At 70.9% G+C, this 16,226-nt stretch carries 16 protein-coding genes; 12 read left to right on the top strand and 4 right to left on the bottom strand.

Annotation, left to right across the window (positions count from 1 at the left end):
• Positions 1-32 precede the first annotated feature (32 nt).
• The 5 genes from mfd to KXC43_RS15340 all read left to right on the top strand — a co-directional run bounded on the left by mfd (position 33) and on the right by KXC43_RS15340 (position 8,156).
• Complete coding sequence (gene mfd / locus KXC43_RS15360) at positions 33-3,656, top strand: transcription-repair coupling factor (protein ID WP_221377090.1); 3,624 nt, start codon at positions 33-35, stop codon at positions 3,654-3,656.
• A 34-nt stretch (positions 3,657-3,690) separates the two neighbouring features.
• Positions 3,691-4,437, top strand: a complete 747-nt coding sequence (locus tag KXC43_RS15355) for a hypothetical protein (RefSeq protein WP_221376736.1) — start codon at positions 3,691-3,693, stop codon at positions 4,435-4,437.
• Between the two features lie 118 nt (positions 4,438-4,555).
• Complete coding sequence (locus KXC43_RS15350; protein WP_221376735.1) at positions 4,556-5,512, top strand: nucleoside triphosphate pyrophosphohydrolase; 957 nt, start codon at positions 4,556-4,558, stop codon at positions 5,510-5,512.
• Between the two features lie 10 nt (positions 5,513-5,522).
• Positions 5,523-7,139 (top strand): DUF885 domain-containing protein, encoded by a 1,617-nt coding sequence (locus KXC43_RS15345; RefSeq protein WP_221376734.1) that lies wholly within the window; start codon positions 5,523-5,525, stop codon positions 7,137-7,139.
• Between the two features lie 147 nt (positions 7,140-7,286).
• Positions 7,287-8,156, top strand: a complete 870-nt coding sequence (locus KXC43_RS15340) for a phosphotransferase (RefSeq protein WP_255644123.1) — start codon at positions 7,287-7,289, stop codon at positions 8,154-8,156.
• A 176-nt stretch (positions 8,157-8,332) separates the two neighbouring features.
• Here KXC43_RS15340 and KXC43_RS15335 read toward each other — a convergent pair whose 3' ends face one another.
• From KXC43_RS15335 to KXC43_RS15320, 4 genes are all read right to left on the bottom strand, one after another.
• Positions 8,333-8,773, bottom strand: a complete 441-nt coding sequence (locus tag KXC43_RS15335) for a hypothetical protein (protein WP_221376732.1) — start codon at positions 8,771-8,773, stop codon at positions 8,333-8,335.
• Positions 8,770-9,282 carry an RNA polymerase sigma factor gene (locus tag KXC43_RS15330; RefSeq protein WP_221376731.1) on the bottom strand — a complete coding sequence of 171 codons (513 nt, stop codon included), beginning with the start codon at positions 9,280-9,282 and terminating at the stop codon, positions 8,770-8,772. Before KXC43_RS15330 ends, KXC43_RS15335 begins: the two co-directional genes overlap by 4 nt.
• A 105-nt stretch (positions 9,283-9,387) precedes the next feature.
• Positions 9,388-10,065 (bottom strand): hypothetical protein, encoded by a 678-nt coding sequence (locus KXC43_RS15325; RefSeq protein ID WP_221376730.1) that lies wholly within the window; start codon positions 10,063-10,065, stop codon positions 9,388-9,390.
• A gap of 50 nt (positions 10,066-10,115) precedes the next feature.
• Complete coding sequence (locus tag KXC43_RS15320; protein ID WP_255644122.1) at positions 10,116-10,745, bottom strand: PilZ domain-containing protein; 630 nt, start codon at positions 10,743-10,745, stop codon at positions 10,116-10,118.
• Between the two features lie 156 nt (positions 10,746-10,901).
• Between KXC43_RS15320 and eno the strand changes: the two genes are divergently transcribed.
• The 7 genes from eno to KXC43_RS15285 all read left to right on the top strand — a co-directional run bounded on the left by eno (position 10,902) and on the right by KXC43_RS15285 (position 16,159).
• A complete protein-coding gene (gene eno, locus KXC43_RS15315; RefSeq protein ID WP_221376729.1) occupies positions 10,902-12,185 on the top strand; it encodes a phosphopyruvate hydratase in 1,284 nt (427 codons plus the stop codon).
• Positions 12,186-12,274: 89 nt separating this feature from the next.
• Entirely contained in the window at positions 12,275-12,847 is a 573-nt protein-coding gene (locus tag KXC43_RS15310) for an FtsB family cell division protein (RefSeq protein ID WP_221376728.1), read from the top strand.
• 38 nt (positions 12,848-12,885) lie between these two features.
• Positions 12,886-13,383 carry a DUF501 domain-containing protein gene (locus KXC43_RS15305; RefSeq protein WP_221376727.1) on the top strand — a complete coding sequence of 166 codons (498 nt, stop codon included), beginning with the start codon at positions 12,886-12,888 and terminating at the stop codon, positions 13,381-13,383.
• Positions 13,384-13,878, top strand: coding sequence for an amino-acid N-acetyltransferase (locus tag KXC43_RS15300; RefSeq protein WP_221376726.1), 495 nt, complete (start codon positions 13,384-13,386; stop codon positions 13,876-13,878).
• Positions 13,875-14,780: a Ppx/GppA phosphatase family protein gene (locus tag KXC43_RS15295; protein ID WP_221376725.1), complete on the top strand. Its 906-nt coding sequence runs from the start codon at positions 13,875-13,877 to the stop codon at positions 14,778-14,780. Before KXC43_RS15300 ends, KXC43_RS15295 begins: the two co-directional genes overlap by 4 nt.
• A gap of 72 nt (positions 14,781-14,852) precedes the next feature.
• Positions 14,853-15,182, top strand: coding sequence for a PadR family transcriptional regulator (locus tag KXC43_RS15290; RefSeq protein WP_221376724.1), 330 nt, complete (start codon positions 14,853-14,855; stop codon positions 15,180-15,182).
• A complete protein-coding gene (locus KXC43_RS15285) occupies positions 15,179-16,159 on the top strand; it encodes an HAAS signaling domain-containing protein (RefSeq protein WP_221376723.1) in 981 nt (326 codons plus the stop codon). The genes KXC43_RS15290 and KXC43_RS15285 overlap by 4 nt, the downstream gene beginning before the upstream one ends.
• Positions 16,160-16,226 lie beyond the last annotated feature (67 nt).

Genomic DNA, 16,226 nt, shown 5'->3' with positions numbered 1-16,226 from the left:
GGTTTTTCGACGTGTTCGAGGTGTTTGAGTTCATGCAGCTGTCCGGTCTCATCCCCGCCGCTCTTCGCGATCGTGGTCTCGCCCGGGCCCGCGATCTGGCACGCCAGAGTTTCGCCGAGTCCGACGCGCTCGACCTCACCGCGCCCGCCTCGCTGCGCCCGTTCGTCGTGGCCGCGGTGGCCGGCTCGTCCGACTTCGGCGGTGCCGGTAAGCCGGTGCTCGCGGTCACCGCCACCAGCCGCGAGGCCGACGACCTGGCCGACGCGCTGGGCTGCCTGATCAGCCCCTCCCGGGTGGCCGTCTTCCCCTCGTGGGAGACCCTGCCCCACGAGCGCCTGTCCCCGCGCTCCGACACGGTGGGCCGTCGCCTGGCCGTGCTGCGCCGGCTGGCCCACCCCGGCTCCGAGCCGGTCCAGGTGGTCGTGGCCCCCGTCCGGTCCCTGCTGCAGCCGCAGCTGAAGGGTCTCGGCGACCTCGAACCGGTCGAGCTGACGACCGGCGGCTCGGCGGAGCTGGAAGAGGTCGCGCGGCGGCTCACCGACATGGCGTACGCCCGGGTCGACCTGGTCACCAAGCGGGGCGAGTTCGCCGTGCGCGGCGGCATCCTCGACGTCTTCCCGCCCACCGACGAGCACCCGTCCCGGGTCGAGTTCTGGGGCGACGAGGTCGAGGAGATCCGCACCTTCGCCGTCGCCGACCAGCGCACGATCGATCCGGTTCCCACTCTGTGGGCGCCGCCCTGCCGCGAGCTGTTGCTGACGCCCGACGTGCGCCGCCGCGCCGCGGAACTGGCTGCCGAGCACCCCGAGATCGCGGAGATCCTCGACAAGCTGGCCGAGGGCATTCCGGTCGAGGGCATGGAATCGCTGGCGCCCGCGTTGCTCGACGGCACCGACAGCATGGAGTTGCTGATCGACACCATGCCGGCCGGCGCCCATGTGCTGCTCTGCGACCCCGAGCGCATCCGCACCCGGGCCCACGACCTCACCCGCACCTCCGACGAGTTCCTCGAGGCGTCGTGGGCGGCCGCGGCCGTCGGTGGTCAGGCGCCGATCGACGTGGGCGCCGCCGCTTTCAAGACCCTGGCTGACGTACGCTCCCACGCCGCCACCCTGAAGCAGCCATGGTGGACGGTGTCGCCGTTCGGCCTGGCTGACTCCTCGCCCGCGCCGGCGGATGATCAGCCCTGGCTCGAAGCGCCGTCCGTCGAAGTGAGCCCGGATGCCGGCGACGCGGTGGCCGTGGCTGCCCAGCCCGTGCCGCTCTACCACGGCGACACCGCCAAGCTCGCGGCCGACCTGCACGACTGGTCCACCGCCGGGTGGGCCATCGCGCTGGTCTTCGAGGGTCATGGCACCGCCCAGCGGGCCACCGAGGTGCTGCGCGACGCCGGCCTCGGCGTAACCCCGACCGATTCCATCGAGTCCGCCCCCGAGTCCGGCCAGCTGCTGGTCACCTGCGGCGGGCTCAACCACGGCTTCATCGACGCCGGCTCGCGGCTGGCCGTCATCACCGGCAACGACATCACCGGCGGTCGCGGCGCGTCCACCAAGGACATGCGCAAGATGCCGTCCCGGCGGCGCAACACGATCGACCCGCTCGAGCTCAAGCCGGGCGACTTCGTGGTGCACGAGCAGCACGGCATCGGCCGCTATGTCGAGCTGGTGCAGCGCACGGTCAACGGCGCCGACCGCGAGTACATCGTGCTCGAATACGCCGCGTCCAAGCGGGGCCAGCCCGGCGACCGGCTCTACGTGCCCACCGACCAGCTCGACCAGCTGTCCCGCTACGTCGGCGGCGAGTCGCCCGCGCTGCACAAGATGGGCGGCTCCGACTGGCAGAAGAGCAAGGCCCGCGCTCGCAAGGCCGTGCGCGAGATCGCGGCCCAGCTCATCCAGCTCTACGCGGCCCGCCAGGCGTCCAAGGGCCACTCGTTCGGCCCCGACACGCCGTGGCAGCGCGAACTGGAGGACGCGTTCCCCTACCAGGAGACGCCCGACCAGCTGTCGGCGATCTCCGAGGTCAAGCACGACATGGAGCTGTCCGTCCCGATGGACAGGCTGATCTGTGGCGACGTCGGCTACGGCAAGACCGAGATCGCCGTCCGGGCCGCGTTCAAGGCGGTGCAGGACGGCAAGCAGGTCGCCGTGCTGGTGCCGACCACGCTGCTGGCCCAGCAGCACTTCAACACGTTCACCGACCGGATGGGCCAGTTCCCCATCACGATCAAGCAGCTGTCCCGCTTCCAGACCCCGTCCGAGGCCAAGCAGACCCTCGAGCAGGCGGCCGACGGCACGGCCGACATCGTGATCGGCACCCACCGCCTGCTGTCCAACTCGACCAAGTTCAAGAACGTCGGCCTGATCATCGTCGACGAGGAGCAGCGCTTCGGCGTCGAGCACAAGGAACAGCTCAAGGCCCTGCGGGCCTCGGTCGACGTGCTGACCATGTCGGCCACGCCGATCCCGCGGACGCTCGAGATGGCGATCACCGGCATCCGCGAGATGTCCACCATCGCCACCCCGCCCGAGGAACGGCACCCGGTGCTCACCTTCGTCGGCGCCCAGGACGACAAGCAGGTCGCCGCGTCCATCCACCGCGAACTGCTCCGCGACGGGCAGGTCTTCTACCTGCACAACCGGGTCGAGTCGATCGACAAGGCGGCGCGCCGGCTGCGCGAGCTGGTGCCCGAGGCCCGGGTCGCGGTGGCGCACGGCCAGATGAGCGAGGACCAGCTGGAAAAGGTGATGGTCGGCTTCTGGGAGAAGGAGTACGACGTCCTCGTCTGCACCACCATCGTCGAGTCCGGCATCGACATCCCGAACGCCAACACGCTGATCGTCGAGCGGGCCGACCTGCTCGGCCTGGCCCAGCTGCACCAGATCCGGGGCCGGGTCGGCCGCGGCCGCGAGCGGGCGTACGCCTATTTCCTGTACCCGCGCGAGAAGCCGCTCACCGAGCAGGCCCACGAGCGGCTGGCCACCATCGCCCAGCACACCGAGCTCGGCGCCGGCATGTACGTGGCGATGAAGGACCTCGAGATCCGCGGCGCCGGCAACCTGCTCGGCGGCGAGCAGTCCGGCCATATCGAGGGCGTGGGCTTCGACCTGTACGTGCGCATGGTCGGCGAGGCCGTGCAGGCGTTCAAGGGCGAGCGCCCCGAGGAGGAGCCCGAGGTCAAGATCGATCTGCCGGTCGACGCGCACCTGCCGGTCGACTACATCTCGGTCGAGCGCCTGCGCCTCGAGATGTACCGCAAGCTCGCCGAGGCCCGCGACAACGCGAAGCTCGACGAGGTCGTGGCCGAGATGACCGACCGCTACGGCGAGCCCCCGGCCCAGGTCGCCAACCTCATCGCGGTCGCCCGCTTCCGCCAGGTGGCCCGGGCGTACGGCCTCACCGACGTGTCGATGCAGGGCAAGCACATCCGGTTCAGCCCGGTGCCGCTGCCCGACTCGAAGCAGCTGCGGCTCAAGCGCTACCACCCCGACTCGGTCTACAAGCACGCCACCGACCAGGTCAGCGTGCCCCGGCCCAGCACCCGCCGGGTGGGCGGCGAACCGCTGCGCGACCAGGCCCTGCTCGAGTGGTGCGCCCAGCTCCTCAAAGATGTTCTGGGTGAGGTCCCGGCGCCGGCTTCGGCCGGGGTCGCGTGATCTCCCTCATACCCGACGTGAGAGAGTCAATGTCATGCACCGTGCTCGCCGACTCGCATCCATCGCCGTCGTTGCGTCCCTCGGGCTGAGCGGGCTCACCGCCTGCCGGTCCGAGCCGTCCGTGGCCGCCTACGTCGGCGACGACACCCGGATCACCGAGAAGCGGGTGCAGGAGGTCTGGGACGACGCGTTCGCCGCAGTGCAGACGGCCAACGCCGACGCCGAGGCCAGCGCGCCGCCCGCGACCCTGTCGATCACCCGGGCCGACATCGTGCGCACGCTCGTCAGCAACAACGTGCTGACCGAGGTGGTCCAGCGCGAATCCGTGACGGCGCCGGCCGAACTGCCGCTCGGCGACTACGCGACCCAGCTGCGGCTGCCGCAGGACGCGGAATACGTGCGGCTCTACGCCGAGTCCGACGCGCTGATCCGGGCGCTGCGCACCAAGGTGCAGGCGGCCGCGGCCGACGTGACCGACGACGACCTGCGCGAGGTGTTCGACGTGCTTCTCTCGGCCCAAGAGGTGCCCGCCGGCACGACGTTCGAGCAGTTCAAGACGCAGCTGCCGGCCGAGAACCTGGCCCTGGTGAAGACGGCCGCGGCCGTCCGGGCCGAGGTGGCCGAGACCACCGACGCCATGAAGATCACGGTGAACCCGCGCTACCAGCCGCTCACCATCCCGGTCCTCGAGTTCCAGACCCAGAACGGCGCCCTGAAGCCGTTGGTGAGCGTGCCCCTGGGCGCCACCCCCGACGGCAACCCGGTGACCGACGTCTCATAGCCACTGCCTGTGGACAACTCGCCTCCGTCCCCTTGACAGGCGATAGCGTGCTGCCACCTTCTCTCACCCTTGGGTGGGCGGGGGAGGCGGTGGCTCACGGGCTGGCAGAGTTGCGACCATGACCGCTCGGATCGTTCTGCTCGTCACGTCGCCGCGCCTGCCCGCGGGCCTGCTCACCGCCGCCGCCTGGGACGCCCTGCGGGCGTACCCGGTCTTCGCCGCCGGCGATTCGGAACAGGCCGGAGCGCTCCGCAGCAGTGGCGTGCCCGTCACGGTCATCGAGAGCGACCCCGAGCTGCTGCTGGCCGAGCTGGCTCGCAGCGGCGAGGCGGTCGTCTGGCTGGCCGGGCCGGCCGGCGACGAGGGCTTCGCCCGCAGCCTCGGCCTGCGGCTGGCCCGCGAGCCCGGCCTGGCCGAGCTCGAGCTGATGTACGGCTCGTGGGACCCGCCGGGCGCCCGCCTGCTCGACGCGGTCGCGGTGATGGACCAGCTGGTCTCGCCCGGCGGCGACCCCTGGAAGCGGGCCCAGAGCCACCGCAGCCTCGCGCCCTACCTGCTCGAGGAGAGCTATGAGGCGTACGACGCGATCGAGGCCGGCGACACCGACGCGCTGCGCGAGGAGCTGGGCGACGTGCTGCTGCAGATCGTGCTGCACTCGCGGCTGGCCGAGGAACTGCCCGAGGACGAGGCGTGGACCATCGACGACGTGGCCGGCGGGCTGGTCGACAAGATGGTGCGCCGCAACCCGCACGTCTACGCGGGCGCCGAGGTGGCCGGCCTCGAAGAGATCACCGAGAACTGGGACCGCATCAAGAAGGCCGAGAAGTCCCGCGACTCGGCGCTCGACGGCATCGCCCTGAGCCAGCCCGCCCTGGCCCTGGCAGCCAAGATCCTTCAGCGTACGCATCGAGCAGGTCTCGACGTGCCGCTGCCCGCCGGCGCCGATCTCGGGTCTCGCCTGCTCCGCATCGTGGCCGAGGGCGGCGATGCCGAGCAGGAACTGCGTCGCGCGGCACTGAAGTACGCGGAGGACGTGCGAGCGGCGGAGCCGAAAAATGTCGGACGGGACGAGTAACTTTCACGGCATGCCGGAGTTCGTACCCCTCGCCGAGAGCATCGTCGACGCCATCCTCGAGAGCTCGCCCGGGCTGGCCACCTACACCGGTGACCACCGGTTCGACGACCGCCTGCCCGACCTGTCGCCCGGCGCGACCCAGGCCCGCCTGGCCATGCTGCGCGACGCGACCGATGCGCTCTCCGGCGTCGACGCCGACGCGCTGCCGCCCGAAGATCAGGTCGACCACGCCATCCTCAGCGCCCTGGCCGAGCGTGGCCTGTTCGAGCTGAGCGAAGTGCGCGAACACGAGTGGAACCCGCTCGACCACAACCCCGGCCCGCTGCTGCACGCGTTGATGGCCCGCCCGTTCGCCCCCGTCGACGAACGCCTGACCAGTCTCGCCGGCCGTCTCGCGGCCATTCCTGACGCGCTCGCCACCGCCCGGGCCCAGCTGCGAGACGTTCCCCGCATCCACGCCGAGACGGCGATCGGCCAGTTCGCGGGCACGGCCGCGCTGATCCGCGACGAGCTGCCCGCCCTGCTCGACCAGGCGCCCGGCCTGCGCGCCCGGGTCGAGCCCGCGTCGGCCGCCGCCCTCGCCGCGCTCACCGAGTTCGACGGCTGGCTGCACACCCTGGTCGACAGCGGCGAGCCCGGCCGCGACCCGCGCCTGGGCCGCCGCCTGTGGGAGGCCCGCCTCTGGCACACGCTCGACACCGAACTCCCCGCGGCCGAGGTGCTTTCCCGGGCCCGGGCCAACCTCGAAAGCGTCGGCGAGCGCCTGCGCGCGGCCGCCGCCGAGCTGACCGGCGGCCCCGCCACCGACGAGACGGTCCGCCGCGCGCTCGACACCCTGGGCGCGCAACACCCCACCAACGACACCATCGTCGCCCTGGCCCGGGCCACGATGGACGAGGCGACCGGCTTCGTCGGCAAGCACGACCTGGTCACCCTGCTCGACGACCCGTGCCTCATCGAAGAGATGCCCGAGTTCGCCCGCGGCGTCGCCGTCGCCTACTGCGACCCGCCGGGCCCGCTCGAGACGGCCGAGCTGCCCACGTTCTACTGCATCGCGCCCACCCCGTCCGACTGGTCGCCCGAGCGCGTCGAATCGTTCTACCGCGAATACAACGACCACATGCTCCGCGACCTCACCGTCCACGAGGCGATGCCCGGCCACTTCCTCCAGCTCGCCCACAGTCGCCGCTTCCGCGCTGCCACCCGCGTGCGCGCGCTGGGCTGGTCCGGCCCGTTCGTCGAGGGCTGGGCCGTCTACGCCGAAGAGGCGATGGCCGACCTGGGTTTCGGCGGCCTTCCCACACGCCTCCAGCAGCTCAAGATGCAGCTGCGCATGAGCATCAACGCCATCATCGATCAGCTGGTCCACTGCGAAGAGATGGAAGAGCGCGAGGCCATGGCTTTGATGACCGGGCCTGGCTTCCAGGAGGAGGGCGAGGCCGCCGGCAAGTGGCGCCGCGCCTTGCTGACCTCTACCCAGCTCTCCACCTACTTCGTCGGCTACACCGAAGTCGCCGCCATCGCCGCCGCCCGGCCGTTCGGCGCTACCCCGAAGGCCTGGCACGACGCCATGCTCGCCCATGGCTCCCCGCCGCCGCGCCACCTCCGCACCCTCCTCGGCGTCTGACCCAGGCGGATTGCTGTTCGAAACCGCGGCTTTCTTGCGCTGGGACGGCCGGGGCCGAGGGTGCCCACGCCAGGCTGAGAAGCAGTTACGCCTTGCGTGGGTACCCTCGGCCCCGGCCTTGCCGGGGCTTCACCTCGCTGTGCGTGAATGGTCGGCGCTTCTCTGGCTGCCTGGCCGAGCTTGGGAGACCCGTGCGGCGATGCGGTCTGGCTTCCGCGTTGGGGACGAAGCCAGGCGGCTTTCCTACTCGGGCGGGTCTTCGTCAAGGCTGTGTCGCGGGCGGCCAGTGAACCCTCGTATCGCTTCTATCGGCGGGAGGCCGTCGCCTTGGCGGCGCTGCCGGCGAGCGCTCCGGCGCCGGTTCTGGTGGGCTCGGTCGAGCTCGACGGCTGGTGCGCGTTGGTGATGTCGGTCGCCGAAGGGGTTCCGGCTGGGCCGCCGTGGAGTGATGACGGGGTTCGGCTGGTGACTGCCGCCTGTGAGCTGGTCAGCTCTCTGCGAGCACCGGCTTTGGTGCCGGCGATCGGGCAGCTGCTCACTGACCTCGACGGCTGGGAGCGTCTGGCCGCCGGTGAACCCGCGTTGCTCGACGGATGGGAACGCCAGCACATCGCGACCCTGGCCGGCCTGGCCGCCGGGTGGCCGGAGTGGACGGCCGGGACAACGCTGGTCCACCAGGACGTGCGAGCCGACAATGCGATCGTCGACGTGCCGGGCGGCCGGGCTGTGCTCGTCGACTGGAGCTTCGGCTGTGCGGGCGCGTCCTGGCTCGACCGCGCCCGCCTCGCCGCTGACATCGTCTGCGGTGGGCACCGTGACGGGCCCGCTGCCGCCCTGCGATCCGCGAGCAGGGTCCTCGAAGGCCTGCCGGACGATGCCGCCCGTTTCGTGGCCGCGCTGGCCGGCATGTGGCGTTACCGATCCACGCTGCCGGCCCCGCCCGGGCATCCCACTCTGCGTCCGTGGCAAAGCGAACGCGCTCGTCTGGTCCGCCCGCTCCTCACGTCGTTGATCTGACCGCTGGCCGCGTACTGCCGACGGACTCTTCACCCGCCGGCTTCGGCCGGGCGCCAACTGCTGACGCCTGGTCGCGGACAGCGGCCGGCAGGGCTGAGGGCGATCGTCAATCGGAGCGGCGCAGGTTGCGGACGGCCGTCACGGAGCGCCGGCGGGTGGTGGCGTATCTGCTGGGCTCATTCGGCGAGTTCGGCCCGGCGACGCAGCAGGGCGGCCCGGGCCCGCAGCGCTACGGCCAGATTGGCCGCCGCCGTCACGCCCATCGCGCACCCGACGACGATCAGCCAGCCCGGCACGGAGGGGGCGAGCAAGAGGGCTCCGACCGCGAACACCATCCAGGCGGCCAGTCCGAGCCAGCTGGCGACCACCCGGTCGCGGGCGAACAGTGGCGTCCGGCGCGTGACCGCCCAACCGCCGAAGATTGCCCACGCCGCCCCGATGACCACCAGCACCCCGAACGACACCTGGGTGCGCGCCGGCAGGTGCGGCTCGGTCGCCCACAGAACTCCGATCAGGGCACTGCCGGCCAGTCCGGCGAAGGCTACTGCGGCGTACGCGATACGCCTGCGAAACGACAGCTGGGCGTCGAGGCGGCCGAGCAGGTCTTCCGGCGTCATCCCTCGTACCCCTTTCGCAGCAACTCTTCTCGCAACAGCCGGCGGCCCCGGTTGAGCCGCGACTTGACCGTGCCGACCGGTACCGCGCAGATCTGCGCGCACGTGTCGAGCGACAGGTCCTCCAGGTGGAACAGCAGCAACACTTCCCGCTCCCGGGGTGGCAGGGCAGAGAGCGCCCCGGCCACCAGTTCCCGGTCTACGACGGCTGCGGCCTCGTCGGGCCCGTCCTCGACCGGCAACGGCTCGGGGCTCGCGTAGGCGTCCCGCAGCCGGTTCATCACGGCCCGCCGGGCGATAGCGAACAGCCACGGCCCGAACCGGTCGGGCTGCCGCAGCCGGGGCAGGCCCTTCACGACGGCCAGCCACACTTCTTGCACCACGTCGTCGTCGGCTCGGCCGAGCATCCGCCCGACGTACCGCTCCACCCGCCCGTGCCAGTGCCGGACCAACTCGGGGAAGGCGTCGCGCTCACCCAGCTGGCACCGCACGACGATCAGCTCGTCACTCATCCGGCACCGATCGCCGTCGAGAACTCGTTCATGCGCCCCTCCTCACCCTGTCCAGTCGCGCGCCGGCGAAAGAAGGTTCACGGGCGAGGCGGAGAGGGCGGCGGGCTACTTCGTGTCCGCGGACTCGTCGGCCAGGGTGGCGCCCGTGGGGACCAGGAACGCGTCGGGTGGGACGGTTTCCGAGTAGGCGGTCAGGGCCTGGTCGATGCGCTCGCCGTCGATCGTGGCGGCGAAGCTGGCCAGGATGCCCTCGTTGGTCACGCACAGGTCGAACGACGGGGTCGGCGTGCCGTGCACCTGGCGCAGGGTCAGGCAGGTGGCATGGCGGCCGGTGATCGTCGTGTCGTGCTGGTCGGTCTGGACGCCCGGGTCGAGGGCGGCCGTCGCCAGCATCGCCTGCACCGCCTCGGGCGAGACCAGCGGCGCCTCGGCCAGGGCGGCCGCCGCGGCCGGGTCGGCCGTCGTCGACGTACAGGAATTGCCGGCGCAGCGGATCGTGACCGTCGTCGTCGTGATGAGGCGGCCGCCCGGATAGACGTACGAGGCTCGGGCCGGTTTCTGGGCCCGGCTCACGGTTGCCGTCTCGCCGCCCGCTACCTGGTATTTCGCGGTGTAGCTGAGGGCCGCGCCCGCGGCCAGCTGGCCGGCTGTCTCGGTGATCAGGTTTTCCCTGGTCAGCGGGGCGGCACTGGCCTCGTCGAGGTCACCGCAGCCGGACGTGCCGAGCAGCGCCGTACTCAGGACGGCGAGACCCGCGAGCGTCAGGCGTGGAACGGAGGACACGCCTGACACCTAAGCCCATGGGCGCAACCCGGAGCAAACGAGATTCCTGTTCAGCTACCGCGGGCGGCGGCCCGGGCGTTCAGCTGCTGCGAGAAGATGTATCGCCGGATGATCCGGGCCTGGTGCTCGTCCGCCGTGGTGAAGACCGCCACCAGTTCGACGATCAGGGGGCCGCGCCGCGGGATCTGCTGCCGCACCGAGTTCACCTTGACCGCGCGGGCCGGGAACTCGACGATCTCGTCGCCCACCTGCATACGCAGAGTGATGTCGTCGCCGGCGGCCACCTCGACGTCGGTGAAGTGTGCTCGCACCGCGCCCTCGCTGAGGTCGTGGATCGTGCCCTCGGCGGCGGCCTGACCGGGCAGGATCAGCACGATCGGCTCGCCGCCACCCCCGCGTACGTAGTCGCGGCTCTGCTCGATCGCGGGCTCTCCGGACAGCGTCACCCGCACCCGGTTCCCGTCGACGGCGGCCACGTTGCCCGCGACGGCGTACCGGCCGCGCGGCGCCGCCGCCCAGCGCAGCGTCACCTCCGCGTCGGCCGCCGGCAGGTCGTCGAGGGCCAGGGAGAGTGTGATCATCGCGGCCGTGGCCTGCACGACTCGCACATCTGGCAGCGTTTCGCCGTACGAGGTCAGCTCGATGTACGAGCCGTCGGCGGGAAGCATGGGTGTGCTCATAGTGACTCCGAGATCGGCAGCCACGGGGCCGGCTTGAGGAGAAGTTCACCGGCCGCGCGTACGACCGACATCGCGGGTCGATACGCTCAGTGTCGTGGTCGGCCGCAGGGTCGCGGTCGGTGAACTGCAGCCTTAACAGAGGGAGCGACACGACACATGGCCACCATTGAAGCAATCGTCGCCCGCGAGATTCTCGACTCCCGGGGCAACCCGACCGTCGAGGTCGAGGTCGGGCTCGACGACGGCACGGTCGGCCGCGCCGCGGTACCGTCGGGCGCCTCCACCGGCGCTTTCGAGGCGATCGAGCTGCGTGACGGCGACAAGGGCCGCTACCTGGGCAAGGGCGTCGAGAATGCCGTCTCGAACGTCGAAGACAAGATCGCCGACGAGCTCGTCGGCTACGAGGCGAGCGAGCAGCGCCTGATCGACCAGAAGATGCTCGACCTGGACGGCACGGCTGACAAGAGCGAGCTGGGCGCGAACGCGATCCTCGGCGTCTCGCTGGCGGTGGCCAAGGCGGCCGCGCTCTCCGCCGAGCTGCCGCTGTTCCGCTACGTGGGCGGCCCCAACGCGGCCGTCCTGCCGGTGCCGATGATGAACATCCTCAACGGTGGCGCCCACGCCGACTCGAACGTCGACGTGCAGGAGTTCATGATCGCGCCGATCGGCGCCCCGACCTTCCGCGAGGCCCTGCGCACCGGCGCCGAGGTCTACCACGCGCTCAAGTCGGTGCTGAAGAAGAAGGGCCTCTCGACGGGCCTGGGCGACGAGGGCGGCTTCGCGCCGAGCCTGCCGTCCAACGCGTCGGCCCTCGACCTGATCGCCGAGGCCGTGCAGGCCGCCGGCTTCACCCTGGGCAGCGACATCGTGCTGGCCATGGACGTGGCGGCGACCGAGTTCCACAAGGACGGCGCGTACGTCTTCGAGGGCAGCCCGAAGTCGACCGACGAGATGATCGCCTACTACGCCAAGCTCGCCGCCGAGTACCCGATCGTCTCGATCGAGGACCCGCTCGACGAGGAGGACTGGGCCGGCTGGAGCGCGATGACGGCCGAGCTCGGCAACAAGATTCAGATCGTGGGCGACGACCTGTTCGTCACCAACCCGACTCGCATCGGCCGGGGCATCGCCGAGAACGCGGCCAACGCCGTGCTGGTCAAGGTGAACCAGATCGGCTCGCTGACCGAGACGCTCGACGCCGTCGACCTGGCCCACCGGGCCGGCTTCAAGACGATGATGAGCCACCGTTCCGGCGAGACCGAGGACACCACGATCGCCGATCTGGCCGTCGCGGTCGGCAGCGGCCAGATCAAGACCGGCGCCCCGGCCCGGTCCGACCGGGTCGCGAAGTACAACCAGCTCCTGCGCATCGAGGAGCAGCTGGAGAGCGCGGCCCGGTACGCCGGTGCGGGCGCTTTCCCGCGTTACCGCACGGCGTGACGAACGCCCGCTAATCATGGAGTTGTGGCGTCCGCCGAAACGGGCATAGGTTTCGAGCGGGCGCCACAGCACATGACGGAGGGGTCAGGGTGACACAGCGACGAGCACCGAGCGGTCAGGGCCCGGCCCGCCGCCCCGGTTCGTCGCGTGTCCGCACCACCGGAGCCGTCCGCACCCGGGCCGTGCGTAACACGGGTTCGGTGCCCAAGAAGAGCAGCCGGAACAGGCGTACGGTCACCGGCAGCCGGGGCGCCGCCAAGCGCACCGCGGCCCCGCGAGCGAGAGCCATCACCGGCCGCACGATGGTGCTGATCGTCGTCTTCGTCGCGCTGGCGCTCGCCTACACCTACCCGCTGCGGGTCTATCTCGCGCAGGAGTCGCAACTCGCCCAGCTCGAGGCCGAGCAAGCCGAGGAGAGGCAGCTCATCGCGCAGAAGTCGCAGGAGCTGCAGAAGTGGAAAGACCCGGAATACCTGCGGGCCCAGGCGCGGGAGAGACTCTTCTACGTGCGTGAGGGCGAGGTTCCGCTCGTCGTGCGCAACGATCCGGTCGGCGCGGCAGCCGAGGCCGGTCAGAAACAGCCGGCGGCCGCACCCGACCGCTGGTACGACACGCTGTGGAGCAGCGTCCGAGCCGCCGACGCGGAGTCCCCGAACCAGTGAGCACTGAGCCTAACCGCGGCGGAAAACCGAAAGAAACCATGGATGAGCCCACAGAGGCCGACCTCGACATCGTGGAGGTCCAACTGGGTCGCCGTCCGCGTGGCACCCGAGCGGTCGCGCACCGCTGCCCCTGCGGCAACCCCGACGTCGTGGAGACGTCGCCGCGTCTCGACGACGGCACACCCTTCCCGACCCTGTTCTATCTGACCTGCCCGCATGCCACCGCCGCGTGCAGCCGGCTCGAGTCGGCCGGCGTCATGCGCGACATGCAGGAGCGCCTGTCGACCGATCCCGAGCTGGCCGCTCAGTACGCGAAGGCCACCGAGGACTACCTGGCCCAGCGCAAGGCGATCGAGGACGTGCCCGAGATCGCCCACGTGGCGGCGGGCGGCATGCCCGATCGAGTGAAATGTCTGCATGTCCACCTCGGGCACGCGCTGGCTGTGGGCCGGGGCGTGAATCCTTTCGGGGACGAGGTCCGCGACGCGGTCGAACCGTGGTGGGCCGATGGCCCCTGCGTGGGAAGAGCCGAATAAGTGGAGATCCGCCGCGCGCGCACCACGGACATCCGGGCGATCCGGTCGCTGGTCGACGAGTACACGGCCGACCGCCGGCTGCTCAGCAAGGCGACGGTCACCCTGTACGAGTCGGTGCAGGAGTTCTGGGTGGCCACCGACGACCACGACCGGGTGCTCGGCTGTGGCGCCCTGCACGTGATGTGGGAAGACCTGGCCGAGATCCGCACGGTCGCGGTCGACCCGGCCAGTCGCGGTCAGAAGATCGGTCACCGGATCGTCGAGCGCTTGTTGGACGTCGCCCGCGAGCTGGGGGTGGCCCGGGTCTTCTGCCTGACGTTCGAGACCCGGTTCTTCGGCTCGTTCGGGTTCACCGAGATCGACGGCGCCCCCGTGCCGCACACGGTCTACGAGCAACTGCTGCGCTCGTACGACGAGGGTGTGGCCGAATTCCTCGACCTGGAACGGGTCAAGCCCAACACCCTGGGGAACACTCGAATGCTGCTGCACCTATGAGAGTCGCCGGGATCGACTGCGGCACCAACTCGATCCGCCTGCTCATCGCCGACAGCAATGACGGCGGTCTGACCGACGTGGCGCGGCGCATGGAGATCGTGCGCCTGGGGGAGGGCGTGGACCGTACGGGCCGCCTCTCCGAGGGCGCGATGGCGCGTACGAGAAAAGCTCTGCTCGGTTATGCCGCCGAGATCGCGGAACTGGGCGTGACCCGGGTGCGGATGTGTGCCACCTCGGCGTCGCGGGACGCCGAGAACGCGCAGGAGTTCCGCGACATGGTTCGCGGTGTGCTCGGCATCGACCCCGAGGTGATCAGCGGCGACGAGGAGGCGAGGCTCTCCTTCACGGGCGCCGTCGCCGGCCTCACCGCCGAGCGTCCCTACCTGGTGGTCGACATCGGCGGCGGCTCGACCGAGTTCGTCACCGGCGCGGCCGAGGTCGACCACGCCATCTCGATGGACATCGGCTGCGTGCGGATGACCGAGCGGCACCTCCACAGCGACCCGCCCAGCGCGGCCGAGATCCACAATGCGGAGCGCGACATCACGGCCGCGGTCGACATCGCCCTGACCGCCGTTCCCGGCCGCGACGCCAGAACGCTGGTCGGGCTGGCCGGCTCGGTCACCACTGTCGCCGCTCTGGCTCTTGACCTGCCCGCGTACGACTCCACGCGCATCCACCACAGCGCGGTGAGCCGGGCCGACGTGTCCCGGGTGACCGCCGAGCTGCTGGCCATGACCGTCGAGCAGCGGCGTGCGTTGCCGGTGATGCACCCGGGCCGGGCCGACGTGATCGGGGCCGGCGCCCTGATCCTGCGCACCATCATGGAGCGCTCGGGCCACGACGAGGTCGTCGCCTCGGAGCACGACATCCTCGACGGCATCTGTCACAGCCTCGCCTGACGCCTGTTCGGCACAAGGCCGGCGGTACTGCGCTCTTGACGGTATTTCGCATTGCGAAGTACTGTCCATCGCGTGGATACCACTCAGCTACTCAAGGGTGTCCTGGACCTGGCCGTGCTCGCCGCCCTGCGCGACGGTGACGGCTACGGCTACGACATCCTCCGCCGCCTGCGGGCCGCCGGTCTCGACGAGGTCGGCGACGCCTCGGTCTACGGCACCCTGCGTCGCCTGTTCGCCGGCGGCTTCCTGAACACCTATGTGGTACCCAGCGACGAGGGCCCCCACCGCAAGTACTACGGCCTCAACGCCGCCGGCCACGCCGAGTTGCAGCGGTCGGGCAAAGTGTGGCAGGGCTTCGCATCCACCATGGACGATCTGCTTCGCGAGCGGGAGACGGCGTGAACTCCACGGCACAGGACGAGATAACCGAGTACGTCGAGCGGGTCCGCGCGGCGCTGGCCGACCTGCCCGAGGCCACCCGGGCCGAGCTGCTCGAAGATCTGCCCGAGCACCTGGCCGAGATCCGCGCCGAGGACACGGTCACCCTGACCGACCGGCTGGGCACCCCCGAGGCGTACGCGGCCGAGTTGCGCGCCACCGCGGCCGCCTTCGTCGGTGGCTTCCCCGACCCGCCCAAGCGCCGGTTCGACCCCCTTCTCGCGGCCCGGGCCGACGTGATGCGGGTGCTCGGCAGTGCCGACGTCCGGATCGGCCCCGTGCTCGGCTACCCCAAGGCGAGCGACTTCCTTCAGCTGCTGCGACCCGCCTGGTGGGTGCTGCGCGGTTACCTGGCCGCGATGGCCCTGGCCTACTTCGTGGACGGCCAGTCGACCCAGGTCGGCCTGCTGCCCCGCATCGGCAACAGCACACTGGTCGCGCTGGTGCTGCTGGCGGGCTGCATCGTCGTGTCGATCGCGGTCGGACGGCGCCGCTTCGAGCTGGCCGGCTGGAAGCGGCTCGCGCTCTACGGCGGCACGACGGTGCTGGTGTTCTTCGCGATCGGCGGCTTCTTCAGCGCCGACAGCGACGTGCGCGACACCGGTTACAACGACGTCGGCTATTCCAGCGGCGGTAACCCGTACGACTACATCCAGGACGTTTTCGTGTACGACAACCAGGGCCGCCCGGTGCCGGGCGCGCGCCTGTTCGACCAGGACGGCCAGCCGATCACCATCGGCAACGCCTACTGCACCGATCCGGACACCGGCGAGGTCGACCACACACGCAGCATGGGCTACCCGTACTGCCCGGACGCGGCGCCCTTCGCTTCGGCCCGGCCGGAGCCGACGGCTACCGAGACTCCGGACGAGCGCCCGGCCCCGGACGAGCCCTCGGCCGCTCCCATCCCCACACCCACGAGCGCGTCCCCCTCGAAGTAGGCGCAGACAGGGTCGTTACTGTTCCCCCGGCGACCGGCCCCACCCCCTCCGGCCGGCACTCGAGAGG

Source organism: Paractinoplanes polyasparticus (assembly GCF_019710575.1).
In the GTDB taxonomy this organism is placed as follows: Bacteria; Actinomycetota; Actinomycetes; order Mycobacteriales; family Micromonosporaceae; genus Actinoplanes; species Actinoplanes polyasparticus.
Note: the sequence above shows the minus strand (reverse complement) of the source record. Positions and strands in the feature narration are given on the sequence as shown.

Excerpts from the sequence above, each read along its gene's own strand:
- mfd (WP_221377090.1), top strand. The coding sequence starts at position 33 with ATGCAGCTGTCCGGTCTCATCCCCGCCGCTCTTCGCGATCGTGGTCTC.
- KXC43_RS15355 (WP_221376736.1), top strand. The coding sequence starts at position 3,691 with ATGCACCGTGCTCGCCGACTCGCATCCATCGCCGTCGTTGCGTCCCTC.
- KXC43_RS15350 (WP_221376735.1), top strand. The coding sequence starts at position 4,556 with ATGACCGCTCGGATCGTTCTGCTCGTCACGTCGCCGCGCCTGCCCGCG.
- KXC43_RS15345 (WP_221376734.1), top strand. The coding sequence starts at position 5,523 with ATGCCGGAGTTCGTACCCCTCGCCGAGAGCATCGTCGACGCCATCCTC.
- KXC43_RS15340 (WP_255644123.1), top strand. The coding sequence starts at position 7,287 with ATGGTCGGCGCTTCTCTGGCTGCCTGGCCGAGCTTGGGAGACCCGTGC.
- KXC43_RS15335 (WP_221376732.1), bottom strand. The coding sequence starts at position 8,773 with ATGACGCCGGAAGACCTGCTCGGCCGCCTCGACGCCCAGCTGTCGTTT.
- KXC43_RS15330 (WP_221376731.1), bottom strand. The coding sequence starts at position 9,282 with ATGAGTGACGAGCTGATCGTCGTGCGGTGCCAGCTGGGTGAGCGCGAC.
- KXC43_RS15320 (WP_255644122.1), bottom strand. The coding sequence starts at position 10,745 with ATGAGCACACCCATGCTTCCCGCCGACGGCTCGTACATCGAGCTGACC.
- eno (WP_221376729.1), top strand. The coding sequence starts at position 10,902 with ATGGCCACCATTGAAGCAATCGTCGCCCGCGAGATTCTCGACTCCCGG.
- KXC43_RS15305 (WP_221376727.1), top strand. The coding sequence starts at position 12,886 with ATGGATGAGCCCACAGAGGCCGACCTCGACATCGTGGAGGTCCAACTG.
- KXC43_RS15295 (WP_221376725.1), top strand. The coding sequence starts at position 13,875 with ATGAGAGTCGCCGGGATCGACTGCGGCACCAACTCGATCCGCCTGCTC.